General features: G+C 58.3%; 15 protein-coding genes. 4 read left to right on the top strand and 11 right to left on the bottom strand.

The genetic code is table 11. The annotated features are described in order from the left end of the window. Nucleotides 1-25 precede the first annotated feature (25 nt). Together paaI and paaG are read right to left on the bottom strand one after the other, a co-directional pair. Complete coding sequence (paaI, locus tag LPU83_RS64830) at nucleotides 26-475, bottom strand: hydroxyphenylacetyl-CoA thioesterase PaaI (protein WP_024316853.1); 450 nt, start codon at nucleotides 473-475, stop codon at nucleotides 26-28. Next, nucleotides 472-1,266 (bottom strand): 2-(1,2-epoxy-1,2-dihydrophenyl)acetyl-CoA isomerase PaaG, encoded by a 795-nt coding sequence (paaG, locus tag LPU83_RS64825; protein ID WP_024316854.1) that lies wholly within the window; start codon nucleotides 1,264-1,266, stop codon nucleotides 472-474. Before paaG ends, paaI begins: the two co-directional genes overlap by 4 nt. Before the next feature lie 102 nt (nucleotides 1,267-1,368). Here paaG and paaN point away from each other — a divergent pair, with 102 nt between their 5' ends. Continuing rightward, on the top strand, nucleotides 1,369-3,027 hold the full coding sequence (gene paaN / locus LPU83_RS64820) for a phenylacetic acid degradation protein PaaN (RefSeq protein ID WP_024316855.1): 1,659 nt from the start codon (nucleotides 1,369-1,371) through the stop codon (nucleotides 3,025-3,027). A gap of 89 nt (nucleotides 3,028-3,116) precedes the next feature. Then, entirely contained in the window at nucleotides 3,117-5,150 is a 2,034-nt protein-coding gene (locus tag LPU83_RS64815) for a 3-hydroxyacyl-CoA dehydrogenase NAD-binding domain-containing protein (protein WP_024316856.1), read from the top strand. Nucleotides 5,151-5,180: 30 nt separating this feature from the next. Here the strand turns inward: LPU83_RS64815 and LPU83_RS64810 are convergent, their stop codons facing one another. Together LPU83_RS64810 and LPU83_RS64805 are read right to left on the bottom strand one after the other, a co-directional pair. Beyond that, nucleotides 5,181-5,927, bottom strand: coding sequence for a CpsD/CapB family tyrosine-protein kinase (locus tag LPU83_RS64810; RefSeq protein ID WP_029710243.1), 747 nt, complete (start codon nucleotides 5,925-5,927; stop codon nucleotides 5,181-5,183). 137 nt (nucleotides 5,928-6,064) lie between these two features. Then, nucleotides 6,065-7,519, bottom strand: a complete 1,455-nt coding sequence (locus LPU83_RS64805; protein WP_024316858.1) for a GumC family protein — start codon at nucleotides 7,517-7,519, stop codon at nucleotides 6,065-6,067. Nucleotides 7,520-7,935: 416 nt separating this feature from the next. On the opposite strand from LPU83_RS64805, the gene LPU83_RS64800 reads away from it, so the two are divergent. Both LPU83_RS64800 and LPU83_RS64795 read left to right on the top strand, forming a co-directional pair. Continuing rightward, the gene (locus LPU83_RS64800; RefSeq protein WP_244656167.1) at nucleotides 7,936-9,168 is read left to right on the top strand and encodes a polysaccharide biosynthesis/export family protein; all 1,233 of its coding nucleotides are present in this window, start codon (nucleotides 7,936-7,938) and stop codon (nucleotides 9,166-9,168) included. A gap of 31 nt (nucleotides 9,169-9,199) precedes the next feature. Beyond that, nucleotides 9,200-10,735 carry an O-antigen translocase gene (locus LPU83_RS64795; RefSeq protein WP_024316860.1) on the top strand — a complete coding sequence of 512 codons (1,536 nt, stop codon included), beginning with the start codon at nucleotides 9,200-9,202 and terminating at the stop codon, nucleotides 10,733-10,735. A gap of 323 nt (nucleotides 10,736-11,058) precedes the next feature. Here the strand turns inward: LPU83_RS64795 and LPU83_RS64790 are convergent, their stop codons facing one another. From LPU83_RS64790 to LPU83_RS64760, 7 genes are all read right to left on the bottom strand, one after another. Beyond that, nucleotides 11,059-11,952, bottom strand: a complete 894-nt coding sequence (locus LPU83_RS64790; RefSeq protein WP_231052118.1) for a hypothetical protein — start codon at nucleotides 11,950-11,952, stop codon at nucleotides 11,059-11,061. A gap of 395 nt (nucleotides 11,953-12,347) precedes the next feature. Beyond that, the gene (locus LPU83_RS64785; RefSeq protein ID WP_024316862.1) at nucleotides 12,348-13,526 is read right to left on the bottom strand and encodes a DegT/DnrJ/EryC1/StrS family aminotransferase; all 1,179 of its coding nucleotides are present in this window, start codon (nucleotides 13,524-13,526) and stop codon (nucleotides 12,348-12,350) included. Beyond that, nucleotides 13,523-14,497: an NAD-dependent epimerase/dehydratase family protein gene (locus LPU83_RS64780; RefSeq protein WP_024316863.1), complete on the bottom strand. Its 975-nt coding sequence runs from the start codon at nucleotides 14,495-14,497 to the stop codon at nucleotides 13,523-13,525. Before LPU83_RS64780 ends, LPU83_RS64785 begins: the two co-directional genes overlap by 4 nt. A gap of 3 nt (nucleotides 14,498-14,500) precedes the next feature. Further along, entirely contained in the window at nucleotides 14,501-15,211 is a 711-nt protein-coding gene (locus LPU83_RS64775) for an acyltransferase (RefSeq protein ID WP_024316864.1), read from the bottom strand. Further along, nucleotides 15,201-16,307 (bottom strand): DegT/DnrJ/EryC1/StrS family aminotransferase, encoded by a 1,107-nt coding sequence (locus tag LPU83_RS64770; RefSeq protein WP_040680869.1) that lies wholly within the window; start codon nucleotides 16,305-16,307, stop codon nucleotides 15,201-15,203. Before LPU83_RS64770 ends, LPU83_RS64775 begins: the two co-directional genes overlap by 11 nt. Further along, nucleotides 16,304-17,341 (bottom strand): Gfo/Idh/MocA family protein, encoded by a 1,038-nt coding sequence (locus tag LPU83_RS64765; RefSeq protein ID WP_024316866.1) that lies wholly within the window; start codon nucleotides 17,339-17,341, stop codon nucleotides 16,304-16,306. Before LPU83_RS64765 ends, LPU83_RS64770 begins: the two co-directional genes overlap by 4 nt. Then, nucleotides 17,338-17,844, bottom strand: a complete 507-nt coding sequence (locus LPU83_RS64760; RefSeq protein ID WP_024316867.1) for an acyltransferase — start codon at nucleotides 17,842-17,844, stop codon at nucleotides 17,338-17,340. The genes LPU83_RS64765 and LPU83_RS64760 overlap by 4 nt, the downstream gene beginning before the upstream one ends. Between the last annotated feature and the right edge of the window lie 178 nt (nucleotides 17,845-18,022).

The raw sequence follows: 18,022 nt of genomic DNA, 5'->3' as shown, positions 1-18,022 counted from the left end.
CCTCCAAGATGAACGGCCGGTCGCTTTAAGGCCGCTCCGGCAAGAGGGTGCCCTTGACGGTGCGCGAGTGACCGCGAAATTCGGCTATCTGCTCGCCGTTCTGATTGGTCACGTTGATGTCGTAGATGCCGCCGCGACCGCGCCGCGAAACCTCGCGCGCCGTTGCCGTCAACCGGTCGCCGGCAATGGCCGGTGCGATGTAGGTGACCGAGCAATGTTGCGCGACGGCCCGCTGGTTGTAGGTGTTGCAGGCAAAGGCGAAGGCGGAATCGGCCAGCGTGAAGATGTATCCGCCATGGCAGGTTCCATGACCGTTGGTCATTTCAGGCTTGATAACCATCGAGATCACCGCCACGCCCGGTGCTACCTGCTCCACGGCCATGCCGAGATGACGCGTGGCGTTATCCTCGCGCCACATCGCGTCCGCGCAGGCGTCGGCAAGCTCCTGCGCCGTCAGAACGAGCCTGTCGGTCATTGTCCCCTGAACTCCGGCTTGCGCTTTTCCAGGAATGCGGAGACGCCCTCGGCGTAGTCGGCGCTGCGCCCAGCCTCACGTTGAAGATCGCGTTCCAGCTCCAGCTGCTCATCCAGCGAGTTGGTCGCCGCGGCCTGAATGGCGCGCTTGGTCATGCCAAGGCCCCTTGTCGGCCCGGCGGCAAGCCTGACAGCAAGTGCGGTAGCTTCATCAAGGAGTGTGGCATCTTCGACCACCTTCCAGATCAGGCCCCAGCCTGCCGCCGTTTCCGCGTCGAGCGGCTCTGCTGTCATTGCGAGCGCCTTGGCACGCGCTTCACCAAGCAGGCGGGGCAGGCTCCAGGTCCCGCCGGAATCAGGCACCAGGCCGATCTTGGCAAAGGCCTGAATGAAGCGCGCCGAGCGCGCAGCCAGGGTGATGTCGCAGGCAAGCGCAATGTTGGCGCCGGCGCCGGCTGCGACGCCGTTCACCGCGCAGATGACGGGCTTGTCGAGTGTCCTGATGAGGCGGATCAGCGGGTTATAAAAGAGCTCGATCGTGCGCCCGAGGTCGGGAGCAGCGCCGCCCTTGCGTGGATCGCGATCGCCGAGATCCTGCCCGGCGCAGAAGCCTCGACCAGCTCCGGTAAGAAGCACGGCGCGCACGGACGCATCGTCATGCGCACGCTTAAAACCGGCGCGCAGAGCCCGATGCATGTCCTCGTTGAAGGCATTGAGCTTGTCGGGGCGGTTGAGGGTCAGCGTAAGGACGCCATCGGCAAACGCCGACAGGACGGTGTCGGATTCGGACATGTTTCCTCCAGTTCCGCCAGGATCGGGCGGTTCATGAAAAAACTCTTGCATAAACCGACCGGCCGGTCAATTATAAATCCAGAGCATGAGAGGACCATGTGAATGCACACCCTGTTTGCCCGCCACCAGCAGACCCTTGCCGCAGCCCTGAAGGCAGCGCAGGAACGCGGCTACTGGTCGGCCTATCCCGAAGTCCCGAGTGGCAAGATCTATGGCGAAACCGCCAAGGACGATGGTCTGTCCTCCTACAATGCCCGGCTTGGCAGGCCCTTCGATCTGCCCGGTCATCCGGCAACGGCAACGGTTGGCACTGAGGTTTCGCCGTTCGGCCCGCCCCTTGGCATCACCTATCCGGCTGTGGACGCCATAACGCTGGTTGAAGCCTCCAGGACTGCGGCTCCCGCATGGGCTGCCGCATCAGCGGAAACGCGCGTCGGGATCTGCCTTGAAATTCTCGCCCGCCTCAATCGCATCAGCTTCGAAATGGCCAACGCCGTCATGCATACGACCGGGCAGGCGTTTGCCATGGCGTTCCAGGCCGGCGGCCCGCATGCGCAGGATCGTGGTCTTGAGGCCCTTGCCTATGCCTTCCAAGAGATGACCCGCACGCCCGCTCAGGCCGTTTGGACCAAACCGCAAGGAATAGCCGAGCCAATCGTTCTCGAAAAGCACTGGCGGATCGTGCCGCGTGGCGTCTCGCTGGTAATCGGCTGCCAGACCTTCCCGACCTGGAACAGCTATCCGGGCCTGTTTGCCAGCCTTGCGACCGGCAACACGGTCATCGTCAAGCCCCATCCGGGCGCAATCCTGCCGTTGGCAATCACCGTTTCGGTCATCCGTCAGGTGTTGAGCCAAGAAGGATTTGCCGCCGACGTCGCGCTCCTCGCCGCTGATGCGCCCGGCGCCGAAATCACCCGCGATCTCGTTGAGAACGATGCCGTGTCGATCATCGATTATACGGGCTCGAACAGCTTCGGCGATTGGCTGCGCCGGCATGCCGGAGAGGCTCCTCTCTACACGGAGGAGGCCGGTGTCAATTCGATCGTCGTCGCTGCCACAGACGATTTCGCCGGGATGTGCGCCAACATCGCCTTCTCCCTCTGCCTCTACAGTGGCCAGATGTGCACCGCGCCCCAGAACATCTACGTCCCCAGGAACGGCATAGAGACGAACCAGGGTCACAAGAGCTTCGACGATGTTGCAGGGGGTATTGTTGCGGCAATCGACGACCTTGTTGCCGATCCGGCGCGCGCCGCCGGCGTCTGTGGCGCTATCGCCAATCCGGCAACCTTGGCCCGTATTGCGACAGCCCGTGGCCTCGGAACGATCATTCGCGATTCTGCCCCGATCAACGCTGGAGATGCGCGCACGGCAACACCCCTCGTCCTTGCCGTCGATGCCGACAAGACGGATGCGCATGAGGAAGAGCGCTTCGGTCCGATCGCCTTCATCGTCGGCGTCGCGGATGCAGACGACGGCATCGCAAAAGCGGCAACGCTTGCCCGCCGCAAAGGTGCCATCACCGCGGCACTCTACGACACGAACGACAACCGAACTGACGCTGCCGTGGACGCCTTCGCAAAGGCCGGCGTCAACCTCTCGATCAATCTGACTGGCGGCATCTTCGTCAACCAGAGTGCTGCGTTCAGTGATTTCCATGTCACCGGTGCCAACCCGGCAGGCAACGCCAGCCTGACAGACACAGCCTTCGTGGCCAACCGATTCCGTATCGTCATGTGGCGCCGCCCGAAGGCGGCGTGACGGGGCTTTGACTTAACCTATGTTCTCTTGGGGGGAGCACCTGATTGCCGATAAACGCATTCGCGAAGCCTACGTGGGAATATGACATCATGACCGTGACCATCGAACGCGCCGGCGACGTCGCCATCGTCACCATCGACAACCCGCCCGTCAACGCCCTGTCGCAGGCGCTGCGGCAGGATTTGTGGAATGCGGCTGAGACGCTGGACGCCGATCCATCGGTGCGCGCAGTGGTTCTGATCTGCGAGGGGCGGACCTTCATCGCCGGTGCCGACGTCAACGAATTCGGAAAGCCCCCGACACCCCCTCACCTACCGGATCTCGTCGCACGCATCGAGACGGCAGCCAAGCCATGGGTCGCCGCAATTCACGGCAGTGCGCTTGGCGGCGGCTTCGAAGTAGCGCTCGGCTGCCGTTTTCGCGTGGCGGTACCGTCAGCGAGCGTCGGCTTGCCCGAAGTCCGCCTTGGCATCGTACCAGGCGCCGGCGGCACGGTGCGGCTGCCACGGCTCGTCGGGCCGGCGCTTGCCGCGGAAATGGTCACAACCGGCACGCCGGTGGCCGCGCCCAGGGCCCGTGCGCAGGGTCTGATTGACGCGGTCGTCGAAGGTGATCTGGAAAAGGGGGCGATCGACTTTGCGCGCGCGGCCCTCGATCAGTCTCTTCCGCTTCCACTTCGCCAACGAGGTGTGCCCGCAGTGGACGCAGCGTTTTGGGAAACGAGCACGACGGTGGTTGCCGGCCGCGCCAAGCGCGAGGACGCGCCGCTCCGTGCACTCGCCTGCGTGCGCACGGCGGCTGAGGCCGATTTCGAGGCTGCAATGGCCTTCGAACGCCAGACGTTTCTCGAGTTGCGCGGCTCGTCCCAGGCTTCTGCCTTGCGCCATGTTTTCTTCGCGGAACGTGCAGCCCTGAGGCCGCCGGAGCTTGGCGGTGTCGAGCCCCGGAGGATCCGTTCTGCCGCTGTGATCGGTGGCGGAACCATGGGTGCAGGAATCGCGGCAGCCCTTTGCGACGCGAGATTGCCCGTCACGCTGGTGGAGCGCGACGAGGTTGCGCTCGAACGCGGCCTTTCCAACCTGCGCTCGATTATTGACGGTTTGGTCAAGCGCGGTAAGATCAGTTCCGAAGCCGCGGCCGAGCGGCTGTCGGCCGTAACGGGCACGACCGACTATGGCCTTCTCGCCGGAGTCGACCTCGTCATAGAGGCGGTATTTGAGGATATCGACGTCAAGCGCGACGTCTTCAGCAGGCTGTCTGCAGTTTGCCGCGCTGACGCCGTGCTTGCCACCAACACCTCCTACCTCGATCCAGAAGAGATTGCGGCCGGCATCAAGCATCCAGAGCGCTTTGTCGGGTTGCACTTCTTCAGCCCGGCTCATGTCATGAAACTGCTGGAGATCGTGCCGACAGCTCAAACCACGGCGGCGACACTGGCGACGGGTTTTGCGCTCGCCCGCATGCTGAACAAGATTCCGGTGCGCGCCGGCATCTGCGATGGCTTTATTGGCAACCGGATCCTGAAAATGACCCGCGCCCAGGCCGAGCGCCTGTTGCTAGCAGGCGCGACACCACAGGCGGTCGATGCGGCGATGCGCACCTTCGGCTTTCCGATGGGCCCCTTCGAGGCTCAGGACCTCGGCGGTCTCGACATTGCTGCCTTCCAACGCCGGGCGGCGCATGCGCGCGGCGATACTCCCTTTGCACCGGTCGCTGAGCGGCTTTGTGCATTGGAGCGCTTTGGGCACAAGAGTGGCGGTGGATGGTACGACTACACCAAGGGCGACCGTACGCCGCAACCTTCGAAAATCGTTGCTGGCATCATCGGCGAGCTTGCGACCGGAACGCCACAACGGCAATGGGATGAGGCTGCGATCATCGACTGCATCGTCTTGCCGATGGTCAACGAGGCCGCGAAGATCCTGAAGGATAAGGTCGCGCTCAGGTCAGCCGACATCGACCTTGTAGAAATCCACGGATATGGGTTCCCACGCTGGCGGGGTGGTCTGATGCATTATGCTGAAGAGCGCGGACTGACAGAAATTGCTGTCAGGCTCAACGCGCTCGCGGCAGACGGTCTGGCCGAGCCGCCCTGCAATCAGTTTGAGGGATGGGTTGAATAGGGAGCAGGACTATCCGGGCCGCGGCTTGTCTCAGTAGCCGTATTGCGTCTGACTGTGTTGGCTCTTGTTGAGGACAACGCCTAGCACGTTCGTCTTCTCCTGCAGGCTCTGCTCGCAAATATCCACTTCGCTCATCGTGCTTTGGTCGGAAGCAGCAACGAGGATGACGCCGTCTACATTCGGCAGGAACGCAAGTACATCATCGGTCGACAGCATAGGCGGCAAATCATAGAGGATGACGTCCGGTTTTACCTCCTGACGCATCGCTTGTAGTGATTGAGATGCCGCGCCACTTTGAAGGAGTTCGGCCGAGAAGCGCATTGGCTGTCGGTTTGGCGCAATCGCGAGGTTGTCTCCGTATCGAAAGAACGTTTCGCGTAAGCCAGCGTCCCCCTTCAGGAAGCTCTCGATTGAGCCTGAATTTTTGATGCCAAGGGCCTTGCCGATCTGCGGGCGCCGTAGATCGAGATCGACGAGCACAGTTCGACAATCCCCCTGATTGGCCAGACTGAATGCGAGGTTCAGCGCAACGCAGGTCTTCCCGCATGAAGGGGTCGGAGACGTGATGGCAACCGAGGTCCACTTGTTCTCCCTAAGCAGACGCAGCAGCTTTGTGCGCATCATGTCAAAGGCAGCATGAGCCGGGGATGATCCGTTCAAAGTGATGACGCGATTGTTGGCAGCTGCATCGTGGTCAACAACAAGCGGGGGTAGTCCCTCCCATGCGCCTCGCACAATATCCAGCGGTTCCGGCAATGCCGGGCTCCGATCGTCCATCTCGGCAATTCCTCTACTGCGCGACGATCTGCCAACAAATTCCATTGCATTTCCTCAATCACTGCGTCGAAGCATGACGCTACTCGGGTTCACTTTTTGGCCAGCAGTCCGGGAAGACCGGCAGTCATCCCACGACGTCAACGGTGGCTGAATATTCGCGTGACGCTATTGAGCTTCCTTTTCAATGGTGGCGTTCGGGTTTCGTAGGGGGTGTTGATGAAAGGAATAACCGCAAGTGGCTGCGCCTGGAGCATCTGGACCAATTCAGCCGGCCGGCGGATCGTCTTGTTCAGTATTTCAAGCAATGCGATGACTGCGAGACTCAAGCCAAGCCCTGCGAGGATGCCGCCAATAACGATGAGACGACGTTTCGATCGCAGTGGTTGTTGCGGTTGGGTGGCTTCCTCCAGAAGTGAGAATCGCCCGCCGTCGGAACGTGCCTCCATCTGCTGGCCCAACGAGGCTTCTGCCCGTTTGGCAATTGCCGTGTTGTACTGCGTTTGCGTATTCGCAAGCGTGCGCTCAAGGGCGTTCAGTCGAATATCGGTGGCTGGCGTGGCGCGGATGGATTGCGTCAGTTCTTCAATCTTCCCGGTTATCTGCGCCCGCTCCTGTTCGATCGCTTCAATCCGCCTGTCCACGTCGGAGAGCTGAAAATCAAGACCCGATGGCGCCTTGGTGTCGCCACCCTCTTGCTTCTTGGGGACCACCTTGCCGCGCAGTGCGGCGATGCGCGCCCGCAGCGCGACTATGTTTGGGCTCGTTTCCGAGAATACCGTAAGCTGATCGGAAAGGGCCTTGTTCAGATCGAGCAGCATTTGTTGTTCCGCAGTCAAAGGCTCGCCGGTGGGATATTTGCCGGTAACCATGTAGGTTTCAACCAGAAGACTGCGTCTTGTGCGAAGATCCGATTGCTCCCGCTCGAGCGATATCAGCCGTTCCTGCAATGCGCTCTGCTGTGTGCGACGAAAACCCAGGCTTTCGGGAAGCGTTTCTCTGTTTTCGTTCTTGAATTTCAGGAGTTCCGCCTCGACACGAGCAAGGTCGCCATCCAGTCTTTTCACCTCGTCGTCAAAGAACTCCAGAGTATTTCCTGCCCTGTCTGTTCTTTGTTTCTGATTGCCGGACAGGATCGATGTCGCAAGCTCATTGGCGACCTGCGCTGCCAGGAGCGGGGACTTGGCCTCGAACCCAATCGTGAATACCGATGCACCGTCGCCGCCGCTCAATTCTGTTTCTTCAAAAATGATGCGGGAACGCATGTTTTTTACAAGGTATTCGACCGGCGGCTGTTCCTTTTCGCCGGCGTAGATGTCGAGCTTTGCTGCGAGTTTGACAAGATTGTCCCGCGTCGTCACCTGCTGCTGGATTATTTGCAACTGGCCCATGGAACTGGTCTGGACAGTGGACCGGACGAGGTTGACGGGGATCTGCGGCGCCTCGACCAGGATCTTTGCCGACGACTGATAGGTGCGTGGCTGAAATACCGCAAAAATAAGAGCCAGAACCGTACTCGCTGTTACGCACAGCAGGATATACGGCAACCTCCGTCGAAGAATTGAAAGGTAAAAGTGGACATCGATGTCACCCATTACGAATATATCCGAACTTGAAAACTAGAGCGGCGTAGTGCGAGGTGTCATCTTCGACCAGATTTGAAAGGCATGATAGTTGGTCGTTAGTGTATATGGCATGGTCGTTCGCTAGTCCATTTGGGTAGCTTTCAATCTCGCCTTGCCGTCATGTTTCGTTACTGATTCCAGCCAATCAATTCTTTTGAGTGTCGCGAAGACTAACTCCTATTGATTACTTCTGGCATATTGCCCCGAAAGATAGCGATACCGTAGAATGAAAGAATAAAATCATCGCTGTACCAGACAGCACCCACGGCAGCTCCTGCTTCAGCTCGAGGTGTCGCGAAATCTTGTTGGAGCGTTACATGATATTGCACACAGGTTTCGACAAGCTTCCGCGCGCTGTCCCACGGCTTGTTGCAACTGCGAGTGCTTTGCTGTTTGTCCTGAATGTCGGCGCAGCCCTCGCCTCCCCAATTTTCCCCAACACGAAGATTCGGCTGACGCTTGTCCAGTGGATGCCAACGAAGGGAAGCTACGAGCAATGGGCTGCCGTGGGGGGGGAATATACAGTCTCGGACCAGGGGACAATCATTGTCCCACTGGTTGGCGCCGTGTCCGTTGAAAACAAGGACGAAGCGGCTCTGGCATCGGACATCTCCAAAAAGCTGAAAGAAAAGATCGGGCTGGTCGACGAGCCAGCCGCTACCATCGAAATCCTGAAATACCCACCGATCTATGTCGTGGGCGACGTCAAAAATCCTGGCGAATATGAATTCCGAACCGGGATGACGGTTCTTCAAGCCTTGGCGGTGGGCGGAGGCCAGATGCGGGCACTGGATGCGACCGAAAGCCCACAAGCGGTTTTCAAACTGGTCGGCGATGCAAAGGAGATCGATGACTCGATCATGCGCAGTGCCGCAAAAATTGAGCGCCTGGAAGCAGAAATGGCGGGGCAGCCAACGTTCCGATCCAAACAGAAACAATCGAACGATGGCGATGGCGCTGCCGTATACCAGCAGGAAGAGGCCATATTCTCGGCGAGGGCAAACGAGCTTACGAGGCAGACGAAATCGTTGAATGCGCTTCGCGATCTCCTCTCAAGCGAGATCAGCGTGCTTGAAACGAAGATAAAGAGTACGGACGCAAACATAAACTCAGCGCAACAGCAGCTCAATAGCACCATTGCCCTCATTGAACGCGGCGCACTTGTCGCAACACGACAGGCAGAAGCCGAGCGCGTGATAAGAGCTTACCAGAACGAGCGCCTTGATCTTACCGTCCTGATAATGCGGGCCCGGCAAAGCATCAGCCAGACGACGCGGGATCTTGAAGGACTTGCAGACAGAAGACAGACAGAAATTGCTTCGGCTTTGCAGTCGGAGCGCGCCGTTATGAGCAGTTTGCAGGTTAAGAAGATCACAACTCAGAAAGTGCTTATGGAAACCCTGGCATCGGGCGCGTCGTTGGGGCCCGTTGGAAAACCAAAGCTTGTGTACACCGTCGTCCGCAACAGTGGTGGCAAGAGCACCGAGACACCCGCTTCCGAGGCCACGTCAATGGGGCCGGGAGACGTCTTGAAGGTCACCCTTGTCGCAGCGTCCCAAACACCTGCGTCAATATCGCCGGATATGTCCGCATCGACACCACAGGGCGTCGGCCAATGATCTGCGTATTTATCATTGCAAAGCAATCTCAATGAAGCCTGGTTCTCTAAATCCGACGCCCGCTACCCTTCCCAGCGGTCAAGATAGCAAGAGTTACAATCAGATCATCAGGTCCACCATGCTGATCGGTGGCTCGTCCGTCATCAATGTGGTGTTCTCCATCGCCCGAAACAAAGCCATGGCGCTGCTTCTCGGACCCGAAGGCATCGGCATGATGGCGCTCTACAATTCAGTCGCAGATATCGCTCAGACCGTCGCAGGTCTTGGCATCAATGCCAGTGGTGTTCGGCAGATAGCGGCTGTCGGTTCGCACGATGCCAAGCGGATATCAGAGGTTGTCGCGGTGCTGCGCCGCGTTTCCATCATCCTGGGCTTGGTGGGAGCGGCACTCTTGCTTCTTTTTTCCGGACCTGTGGCAGAGTTCACCTTCGGAGATCGCCAGCATATGGTCGGCGTGATGATCCTGTCGCTCGCGGTGTTCTTTCAGGTTGCAGCTGCAGGAAGAGGAGCGCTGATACAGGGTGTGCGCGACATTTCCGGTCTCGCCTGGATGAGTGTGCTCGGGGGCCTCTTCAGTTTGGCCGTCGGGGTGCCGATCATTTATTTCCTGGGCTCGCGTGGGATCGCGATAGCACTCGCGGCAGCAGCTTTCGCAAGCTTCGTAATCTCGTGGTGGTTCAGCCGGAGGATTGATATCCCTAGCGTCTCTCTGTCAGCGGGACGGGCACTGCAGGAAACGAGCGCGCTATTTAAGCTTGGCATCGTATTTATGGCGAGTGGCTTTTTGACAATGGGCAGCGCCTACGCCATTCGTCTCATCGTCTCGTCGGAAAGCGGGTTGCATGCGGCTGGCCTCTATCAGGCAGCATGGTCCTTGGGAGGCCTTTATGCCGGCTTCATCCTGCAGGCCATGGGAACCGACTTCTATCCACGCCTTACCGCTGTTGCCGAGGACAACGCAGAATGCAACCGACTGGTCAACGAACAGACTGAAGTGAGCATCCTATTGGCAGGTCCAGGTCTGATCGCAACACTGACGCTGGCCCCAGCGGTCATGGCGCTTTTTTACTCCTCGGAGTTCCAGGGGGCGGTCGAAATTCTGCGCTGGATTTGCCTTGGAATGATGCTGAGAATTGTGGCCTGGCCGATTGGATTCATCGTACTTGCCAAGGGCGCTAAGGCGATTTTCTTCTGGTCAGAAGTCGCCGCGACCGTTGTTCATGTTGGACTTGCTTGGCTGTGTGTGCCTAAATTCGGCGCTGCAGGGGCAGGCTTTGCATTCTTCGGCCTCTACGTTTGGCACGGCATCCTGATATATTGTGTTGCACGACGCTACACGAATTTTCGCTGGTCACCGGCCAATCGCAAACTGATCATCGCCTATCTTCCGATATCAGGATTGGTGTTTGGCGCCTTCCAGTTTTTGCCGCTCTGGCAAGCAACCAGTCTCGGGCTGGCGATTGCGATCATGGTCGGCCTCTACTCCCTGAGGATGCTTGCAGGTCTGCTACCTGAACACGCGTTTCCGCGACTGATCCGGCCTCTTCTAAACATGCGAGGGGTTTGAGGCAGACCCGTCAGTCGCAATCATGCAGATTGGCAAGCCCTTCTTCACGTCGCATCCCCTCGCGACAACGAGGCGACTTTTCAGCGCGATACGCCTGAAATAGACTGGTCGTTGGCAACATCCACCAGGGATGGCTGCAATCAGTGACAAAGCGCCGGGCACTGTCCTGCGGCCGAGCAGAACACATGCTTTTTTGAGCGAGGAGCTTGACATCTTCCCGGCCGCTTCGACGGCGGCGGTGTATTGTGGCATTGTGGTCGCGGGCGACCTCGTCGATGATTTCTTCATGCGATAGATCGCATCCGTGCCAGGCGTTCAATGACCTAACTGGCGACACGTCCACCTATTTGCTGGACGACTTTTGCTCGCCGCCACTCGCTGGCGAGCAGCACAATGACAATCCCAGCCATCTCCAGAATCCAGTACCATTTGAGGCCTAGGAAACGGCTTCTAAAGAAGCTGTCGAGATGATGGAAAGATGCCGCACGAATTAGCACGTACCCGAGCACAAACGTCGAGCCGACCAATGCAATCCACATCTGAATTGGCGACGTTCTAACCCAGTAGATAAAGGCTGGTATAATGGCCAGGCACACAGCGGCAACGCTAACCACGAAATAAATTTGAACAGCCTGGCGTCGTTCATACCAGCCCTCCGAGTAAGCAAGCATGCGGCCAAGCTCTGTCATGCCAGACTGAAGGTCTAGCTGCTTATTTATGCCGAGAATGAAAAAGAATACTGAGATAATGCGCCAGATATGCGCGTCGGATTTGTCGTTCCAATTTTGCCGACGGACGCACCCCATAGTCATCCAGCAGCTGACGCTGGCAAGCAAGTAGAGAGCGACTGTAACCCATCCCGCGATCGTGGGGTCGCCAATGCCGGGGTGCCAACTGAACTCATAATTGTCTACCACTCCCGCCCCCCCCCGAAAAGTGCATGCGTTTTTGAAGTGCCAATCTTCACGGTTTTCATCTTCGTCGGCAAGTTCGCCTTTTGGCGAACTGTTCCCAGCGCCGAAAAGAAACGAACGGTGTCCGCCGACTGCGTTTTTAGACGCCACGTTTTGAACGGTGGAGACTTTCGCGAATCCAACCAAACCGGCATGCCCTGCAGGTTTTGGAAAATCCGGACAAGGATTCCACTGAATTTCGGACAGCGATATCAATGTCTCACGATAGGGTGCATTCCAATAATCCCGGTAAATCCGGGACAAGGCTTCGGCACAAACGGCCGACCTTGGCCGACGCCGGTTTTTATTCTGTCTCTGACTTGAACGTGTAAAGCATGGGGCGATCCGATCGATTTTGAGAGTGACGCACAAGCCAGATCGTCCGGCTCCCGCGATATCGGAGCGGCTGAACATCAGCAAGACAATTGGCAAAGACGCAGCGCAACTGTCAGACCGAACTCGATCAAAGAATAGAGCGCACGACCGTCGAGGAGATGTCGAACGCCATCACTTGCAGTGCGCCAAAGGGCGAAGTTGGCGTCGGCAATCGCCAGGTCGGGCCAGACAAGCCGGGTCGTTTACATTGACTGGGGAATCCGGTCAGGCCTTTTCCCAGGATCACTTCAGTCTGACGGCGGCCGCAAGCTGCAGGTGGGAAATCAACCCACCCGCTCAATCGCCAAATGGGGCGAGACAGAGGCCTGCACTGCCTCCACGACGCAGGTCACATCGATCCCTTCCATCTGCGCAAACAGTGGCAGAATGATCGAGTGCTGCTGTGCTGCGACGCTTTGCTGAAGGCTCGTCACAACCCGGTGTGACCCAGGCACGGAATAGGCGCCCTCGAGGTGAATGTTCATGATCCCACGTCTTGTCGAAACCCCTCGGTCAAGCAGCTCCTGCATGACATCGCGTTGATCCAAATATGATGCCAATTTGAGACAGAAGCTCTGCCAATTGCTGCGAGCCCAAGTGGGCTCGTTGGGCAGCTCGACATTCGCTGCCGAAGAAAGCTTCTCGGTGTAGTGGCTCGCGATCTCGCGCCGCCGCGCGATGATCGCCGGAAGGCGCTTGAGTTGTTCTCGACCGACGGCGGCCTGCATATCGGTCATTCGATAGTTGTAACCAAGCTCGGGATAGGATTCGAAAATGACCTGCTTGGAACCGTGCCGTACGGCATCCGTGACACTCATGCCATGCTGCCGCCACAGGCGAAACTTTCGGTCATACTCGGGATTGGCGGTCGTCAGCATACCGCCATCGCCCGTTGTCACTACCTTACGGGGATGAAACGAAAAGCAAGCAATATCGCCATGGGGCTTGCCAATCTTTTCCCAACGACCCTTCCAGAGGATTTCGCTACCAGTCGCGCAAGCAGCATCCTCAATCACCGGGATGCAATGACGGGCTGCGATCGCAACAATACGATGCAGGTCGCAAGGCATTCCGAGCTGATGGACGCAAACGATGGCCTTGGTGCGGGGCGTGATGGCCGCCTCGATCAGGTCAGGATCGATGTTGTAACCATCTTTCTCGATATCAACGAAGACCGGCACGGCGCCACAATAGCGGATCGCATTTGCGGTTGCGATGAACGTGTGGCTAACAGTTATGACTTCATCGCCAGCGTCGACCCCGACCGCCTTGAGAGCAAGGTGAAGCGCGGTTGTGCAATTTGAAACGGCGCATGCGTGCCTAGCACCAACAAAGTCGGCAAACTCTTCTTCGAAGGCAGCCACCTCAGGCCCTTGTGTAACCCAGCCCGATAAAATAACGCGTCGGACCGCCTCGACTTCATGTTCATCGAGAACAGGCTTGGCAACCGGAATCTGGCTCATGCTGCCTCTCCTGCCTTCACGCTTTTTTCCTGGCGCCACCACGCCACAAGATCACGCAGGCCCTCTTCCATTGTCACCTGTGAGCTAAAGCCCAGGAGCTCCTCGGCCTTGGCAGTCGAAGCAAGGCGTCGCGGCACGGCATTGACTTTGCGCGCCGGCCCAAATTGGGGCTCTAACGATGAGCCCATTACCTTGGTCAGCAGGGCCGCAAGCTCGCGAAGGCTCGTCTCGCTACCGCTTGCCACATTGAAGACCTCGTCAGTCACATCGGATTTCGCAGCAAGCAGATTAGCCCGCGCAATGTCGTACACATGCACGAAATCCATCGTCTGCGTACCATCGCCGAGGATGATCGGCGGCAAGCCGCCGGCAATCCGTTCCATCCAACGGATCAGAACTTCCGTGTAGGCGCCGTAAACATCCATGCGGGGTCCATAGACGTTGAAGTAGCGCAGTGCCACGTAGCGCAGCCCATACATCTCCGCAAAGCTGCGCAACAGCCCCTCGTTGAAGGCTTTGGCGGCGCCATAGATTGTACGATTATTGTATGGGTGATGCTCCTCCGTGGTCGGGAAGCTGTCGGCCAATCCAAGGACCGAAGCAGAGGACGCTGCTACAACCTTCGACACCCCGGCCTGAACGGCGGCTTCAAGAACGTCGAATGTCCCGCCCGCCAGAACGTCAAATGCAAGCCGCGGCTCCTCCGCGCACTGCGTAATGCGAATGGCAGCCTGGTGGAAGACGACATCGATACCTTGGCTGACTTCCTTGAGAAGCGCTCGATCGCGAATGTCTCCCTCGACTATGGTTACGGGAGCTTTGTCGACGGCGTCAGCCAGATTCTCTAGTCTGCCACGGACGAAGTTATCGAGGATCAGTATTTCCTTCGGTTCCTCACGGGCGACAAGATCCGCAATGTGCGATCCGATGAGACCGGCGCCGCCGGTGATCAAAATCCGTTTGTCTTTCATACTTCAACTCTCCGAATTTGGTCCGCCCGAATCCTGATCCGATCGCCAGCGGAGGAATTTTGCAGGAACGCCGGCAACGACAGAGAAGGGTGCGACATCGTCAACGACAACGGCTCCCGCGCCGACAATTGCGCCTTTACCAATAGTCACACCTGGAAGGATGGTGGCATTGGTGCCGATGTCTGCCCACGCGCCAATGCGGACCGGCCTGATTTCTAGGTCGGTGCGGATAATTGGCATGTCGACTGGTATTGCAGTGTGACTTGAGCCCAGCACCTTTGCGCCAGGGCCCCACCCGACATGATCTTCAAGCACGAGGTCACGCGCGTCAAAATAGGCTTGGGGCCCGATCCACACGTTGTTGCCGATCCGGCAGGTGCCGTCGAATCTGCCCTGAATGTAGGATTGTGCGCCGATAAAGACCCCCTCGCCGATCTCGAACGTTTCCGGATGCTTGAAACCGGCGCCGCTACCGACCTGCAAGCCGTTCCCGCAGGTGCGCGCCAGGCTTTTCCAGATCGCCTTACGCATGAAGCTGTCAACGAACCCATCGCCGGTCGCAAACCGTGCGTAGAGTTCAATGAGGCCTGCGGTGCCATACGTGCGCGCCAGCTCTTTTGCCAGCTGAACGACATAGTCAGGGTCCAAGGCGGGTTGCTGGCGCCCGTGCACGGCCAGGACAAGACGCACGCCGGTGACGGGGTCAGCTGACATAGGCGTCCTGCTCCACAGCAGCGGCAATCTGATCGACTTGTTTTATTGTGAGCTCCGGATAGATCGGCAACGAGAGAACTTCACGCGCTGCGGCCTCAGATATCGGGAGATCTCCGGAACGATAGCCAAGATCGGCGTGCGCCTTTTGGAGATGGATTGGTATCGGGTAGTGGAGCCCGGTATGAATGCCCTCTGACCGCAACGAGTGCTGCAACCGCTCGCGGTCGTGGGTGCGCACGGCGTAAACGTGGTAGACATGCCGTCGATCCATCATCGCAATGGGGACGCGCACGGATCGCGAGCCGGCCATGAGCTTTGAGTAGCGATCGGCGCGAACCCGTCGTGCTTCCGTCCAGGCTTCGAGATGTCGAAGCTTGATGCGCAGGATTGCGCCCTGGATTTCATCCATGCGGTAGTTGAAGCCCTTGAGTGTATGGTGATAGCGCTGTTCCTGGCCCCAGTCCCGTAACATTCGGATTTTCTTGGCATGCTCGTCGTCATTAGTGACGACGATGCCGCCTTCGCCACAGGCGCCGAGGTTTTTGCCAGGGTAAAAGCTAAAGCAGCCCGACACACCGATGCTTCCCGCACGCCGTCCCTTGTATTCTGCCCCATGAGCCTGGCACGCGTCCTCAATCACCGGAATTCCGTGCTTGTCAGCGATGGCCTTGATTGCGTCCATGTCCGCCATCTGTCCATAAAGATGGACTGGCATGATGGCCTTGGTCCGCGGTGTTATCGCGGCTTCCAGCTTGCCTGGATCCATTGTGAGCGTCGCCGGTTCGACATCAACGAAGACAGGACGAGCGCCCGTATAGCTGACTGCAGATGCAGTCGCGACGAACGTGAACGAAACGGTGACGACCTCGTCACCTGGGCCGACGCCGGCAGCAAGCAGAGCAAGATGCAAAGCGCTTGTACCGGTGTTGACCGCGATCGCATGCTTGGCATCGCAATAGGCCGCGAACTCCTCCTCGAAGCGGGCGACTTCCTCGCCAAGCACATAATGGCCCGACGCGAGCACGCGCAGCACGGCGGGCTCGACCTCGCTCTTGATGGCGGCATACTGAGCCTTGAGATCGAGCAGGGGGATCATGCAATCATCCTCGCCGGCTCGAGTTCGACGACACGCCCGCGCTGCGCGAGCGACTGGGTGGCAGCCTCAAGAATGCGCACAACCCGAAGTCCCGCATGGCCATCGGCGATAGGCTGGCTATTCGTGACGACGCAGTCGACAAACTGCTTGAGTTCGCGGCCAAGCGCTTCCGTCATATCGAGTTGAGGTGCATACATGTCACCGGTTCGATAGCCCACGCGCATATCGTAGACTTTCTCACCGTCAGCTTGCGGATTGCCGTTAAGCGTGATGCCCTTGTCGTAAACCTTGATCTTCTCGCTCGGCTCCAGGTCGTCGTAGACGATCATCTTGCTACTGCCGCCGATCAACGTACGGCGCACCTTGACTGGTGCCAGCCAATTGACGTGGATGTGGGCAATCATTTTACTCTCGAAGAAGAGCGTCAGATAGGCGATGTTCTCCGGTTCGCCCACGACATGCCCCATGCCTGTGGCCGAGACCGCCACCGGCTTTTCCGGCAGAACGTAGTCCATAATTGATAGATCGTGGACGGCGAGATCCCAGATGACGCTGACGTCGTGCTGGAAAAGGCCGAGATTTACGCGCACGGAATCGTAGTAGTAAATGTCTCCCAGACCGTTCTCGATGATTTCCCGCATCTTGCGGACCGCACCCGTGTGGATGAAGGTGTGGTCAACTGCGAGAATAAGGCGTCTTCGCGCAGCCTCTTCCACCATCCGACGAGCTTCTTCAGAATTCGAGGCCATCGGCTTTTCGACAAACACGTGCTTGCCGGCCATCAGCGCTTTCATTGCCAGCATGTAGTGCGCCGATACTGGGGTCGCGATGGCGACCGCATCAACGAGAGGGTCACGCAACACCTCGTCGAAGTCATCGGTGATCTGGACTGTCGGGTAGCGCAGCTGGACGCCTGCTAGGCGGTCCTTCTTGAGATCACACACCCACATAAGCTTTGCGCCAGGCGTTTCCGCAAGATTCCGGACCAGGTTCGGTCCCCAATACCCGTAACCGACGACGGCAACCCCAATCATCTTGCTCTCCCGGATGACATGATTTCGACTGGCGCATCCTTTGCGCGGCCGATGATTCTTGCCGGCACGCCGGCTACAATTGCGTAGGCGGGCACATCCTTGGTGACGACCGCACCCGCGCCAATCTGTGCGCCCTCTCCGATCGTTACCCCCGCGACGATGGTGGCGTTGCTGCCTATCGACGCGCAACGCTTGACGAACGTCGGCACGACTGACCAGTCCGCGTCGGACTGAACGCTACCATCCAGGTTGACCGCACGTGGATGCAGGTCGTTGGTGAACATCACGCCGTGACCTACAAAGACGCCGTCTTCGATTGTGACGCCTTCGCAAATGAAAGAGTGGCTGGAGATCTTGCAGTTTTCTGCAATCGAGGCATTTTTCTGGATTTCGACAAAGGTGCCAATATGCGTTCCAGCGCCAATGGAACAACCATATAGATTTACCAAATCCGGATGATGAATAACGACGCCGTCACCCAAGGTGACGCTCGGTGCGATCATGTCGTTAAGGTCCCCTGTTAGATTAACTCAGAAACGTAGGAGCATCGGTGAGCCGGAATTTGCCTTTGCCGTTGCTTCACTATCGGCCCGCATAACAAGACAACTTTGCCTTTCTGCAGTAAAGCGAGCAAAAATCGGTATTTAGTCTACCCGAAAGTCGTAGATCTAACGTATTGTA

This window comes from Rhizobium favelukesii (assembly GCF_000577275.2).
GTDB classification, from domain to species: domain Bacteria; phylum Pseudomonadota; class Alphaproteobacteria; order Rhizobiales; family Rhizobiaceae; genus Rhizobium; species Rhizobium favelukesii.
This window is presented reverse-complemented; position numbering and strand designations above follow the sequence as displayed.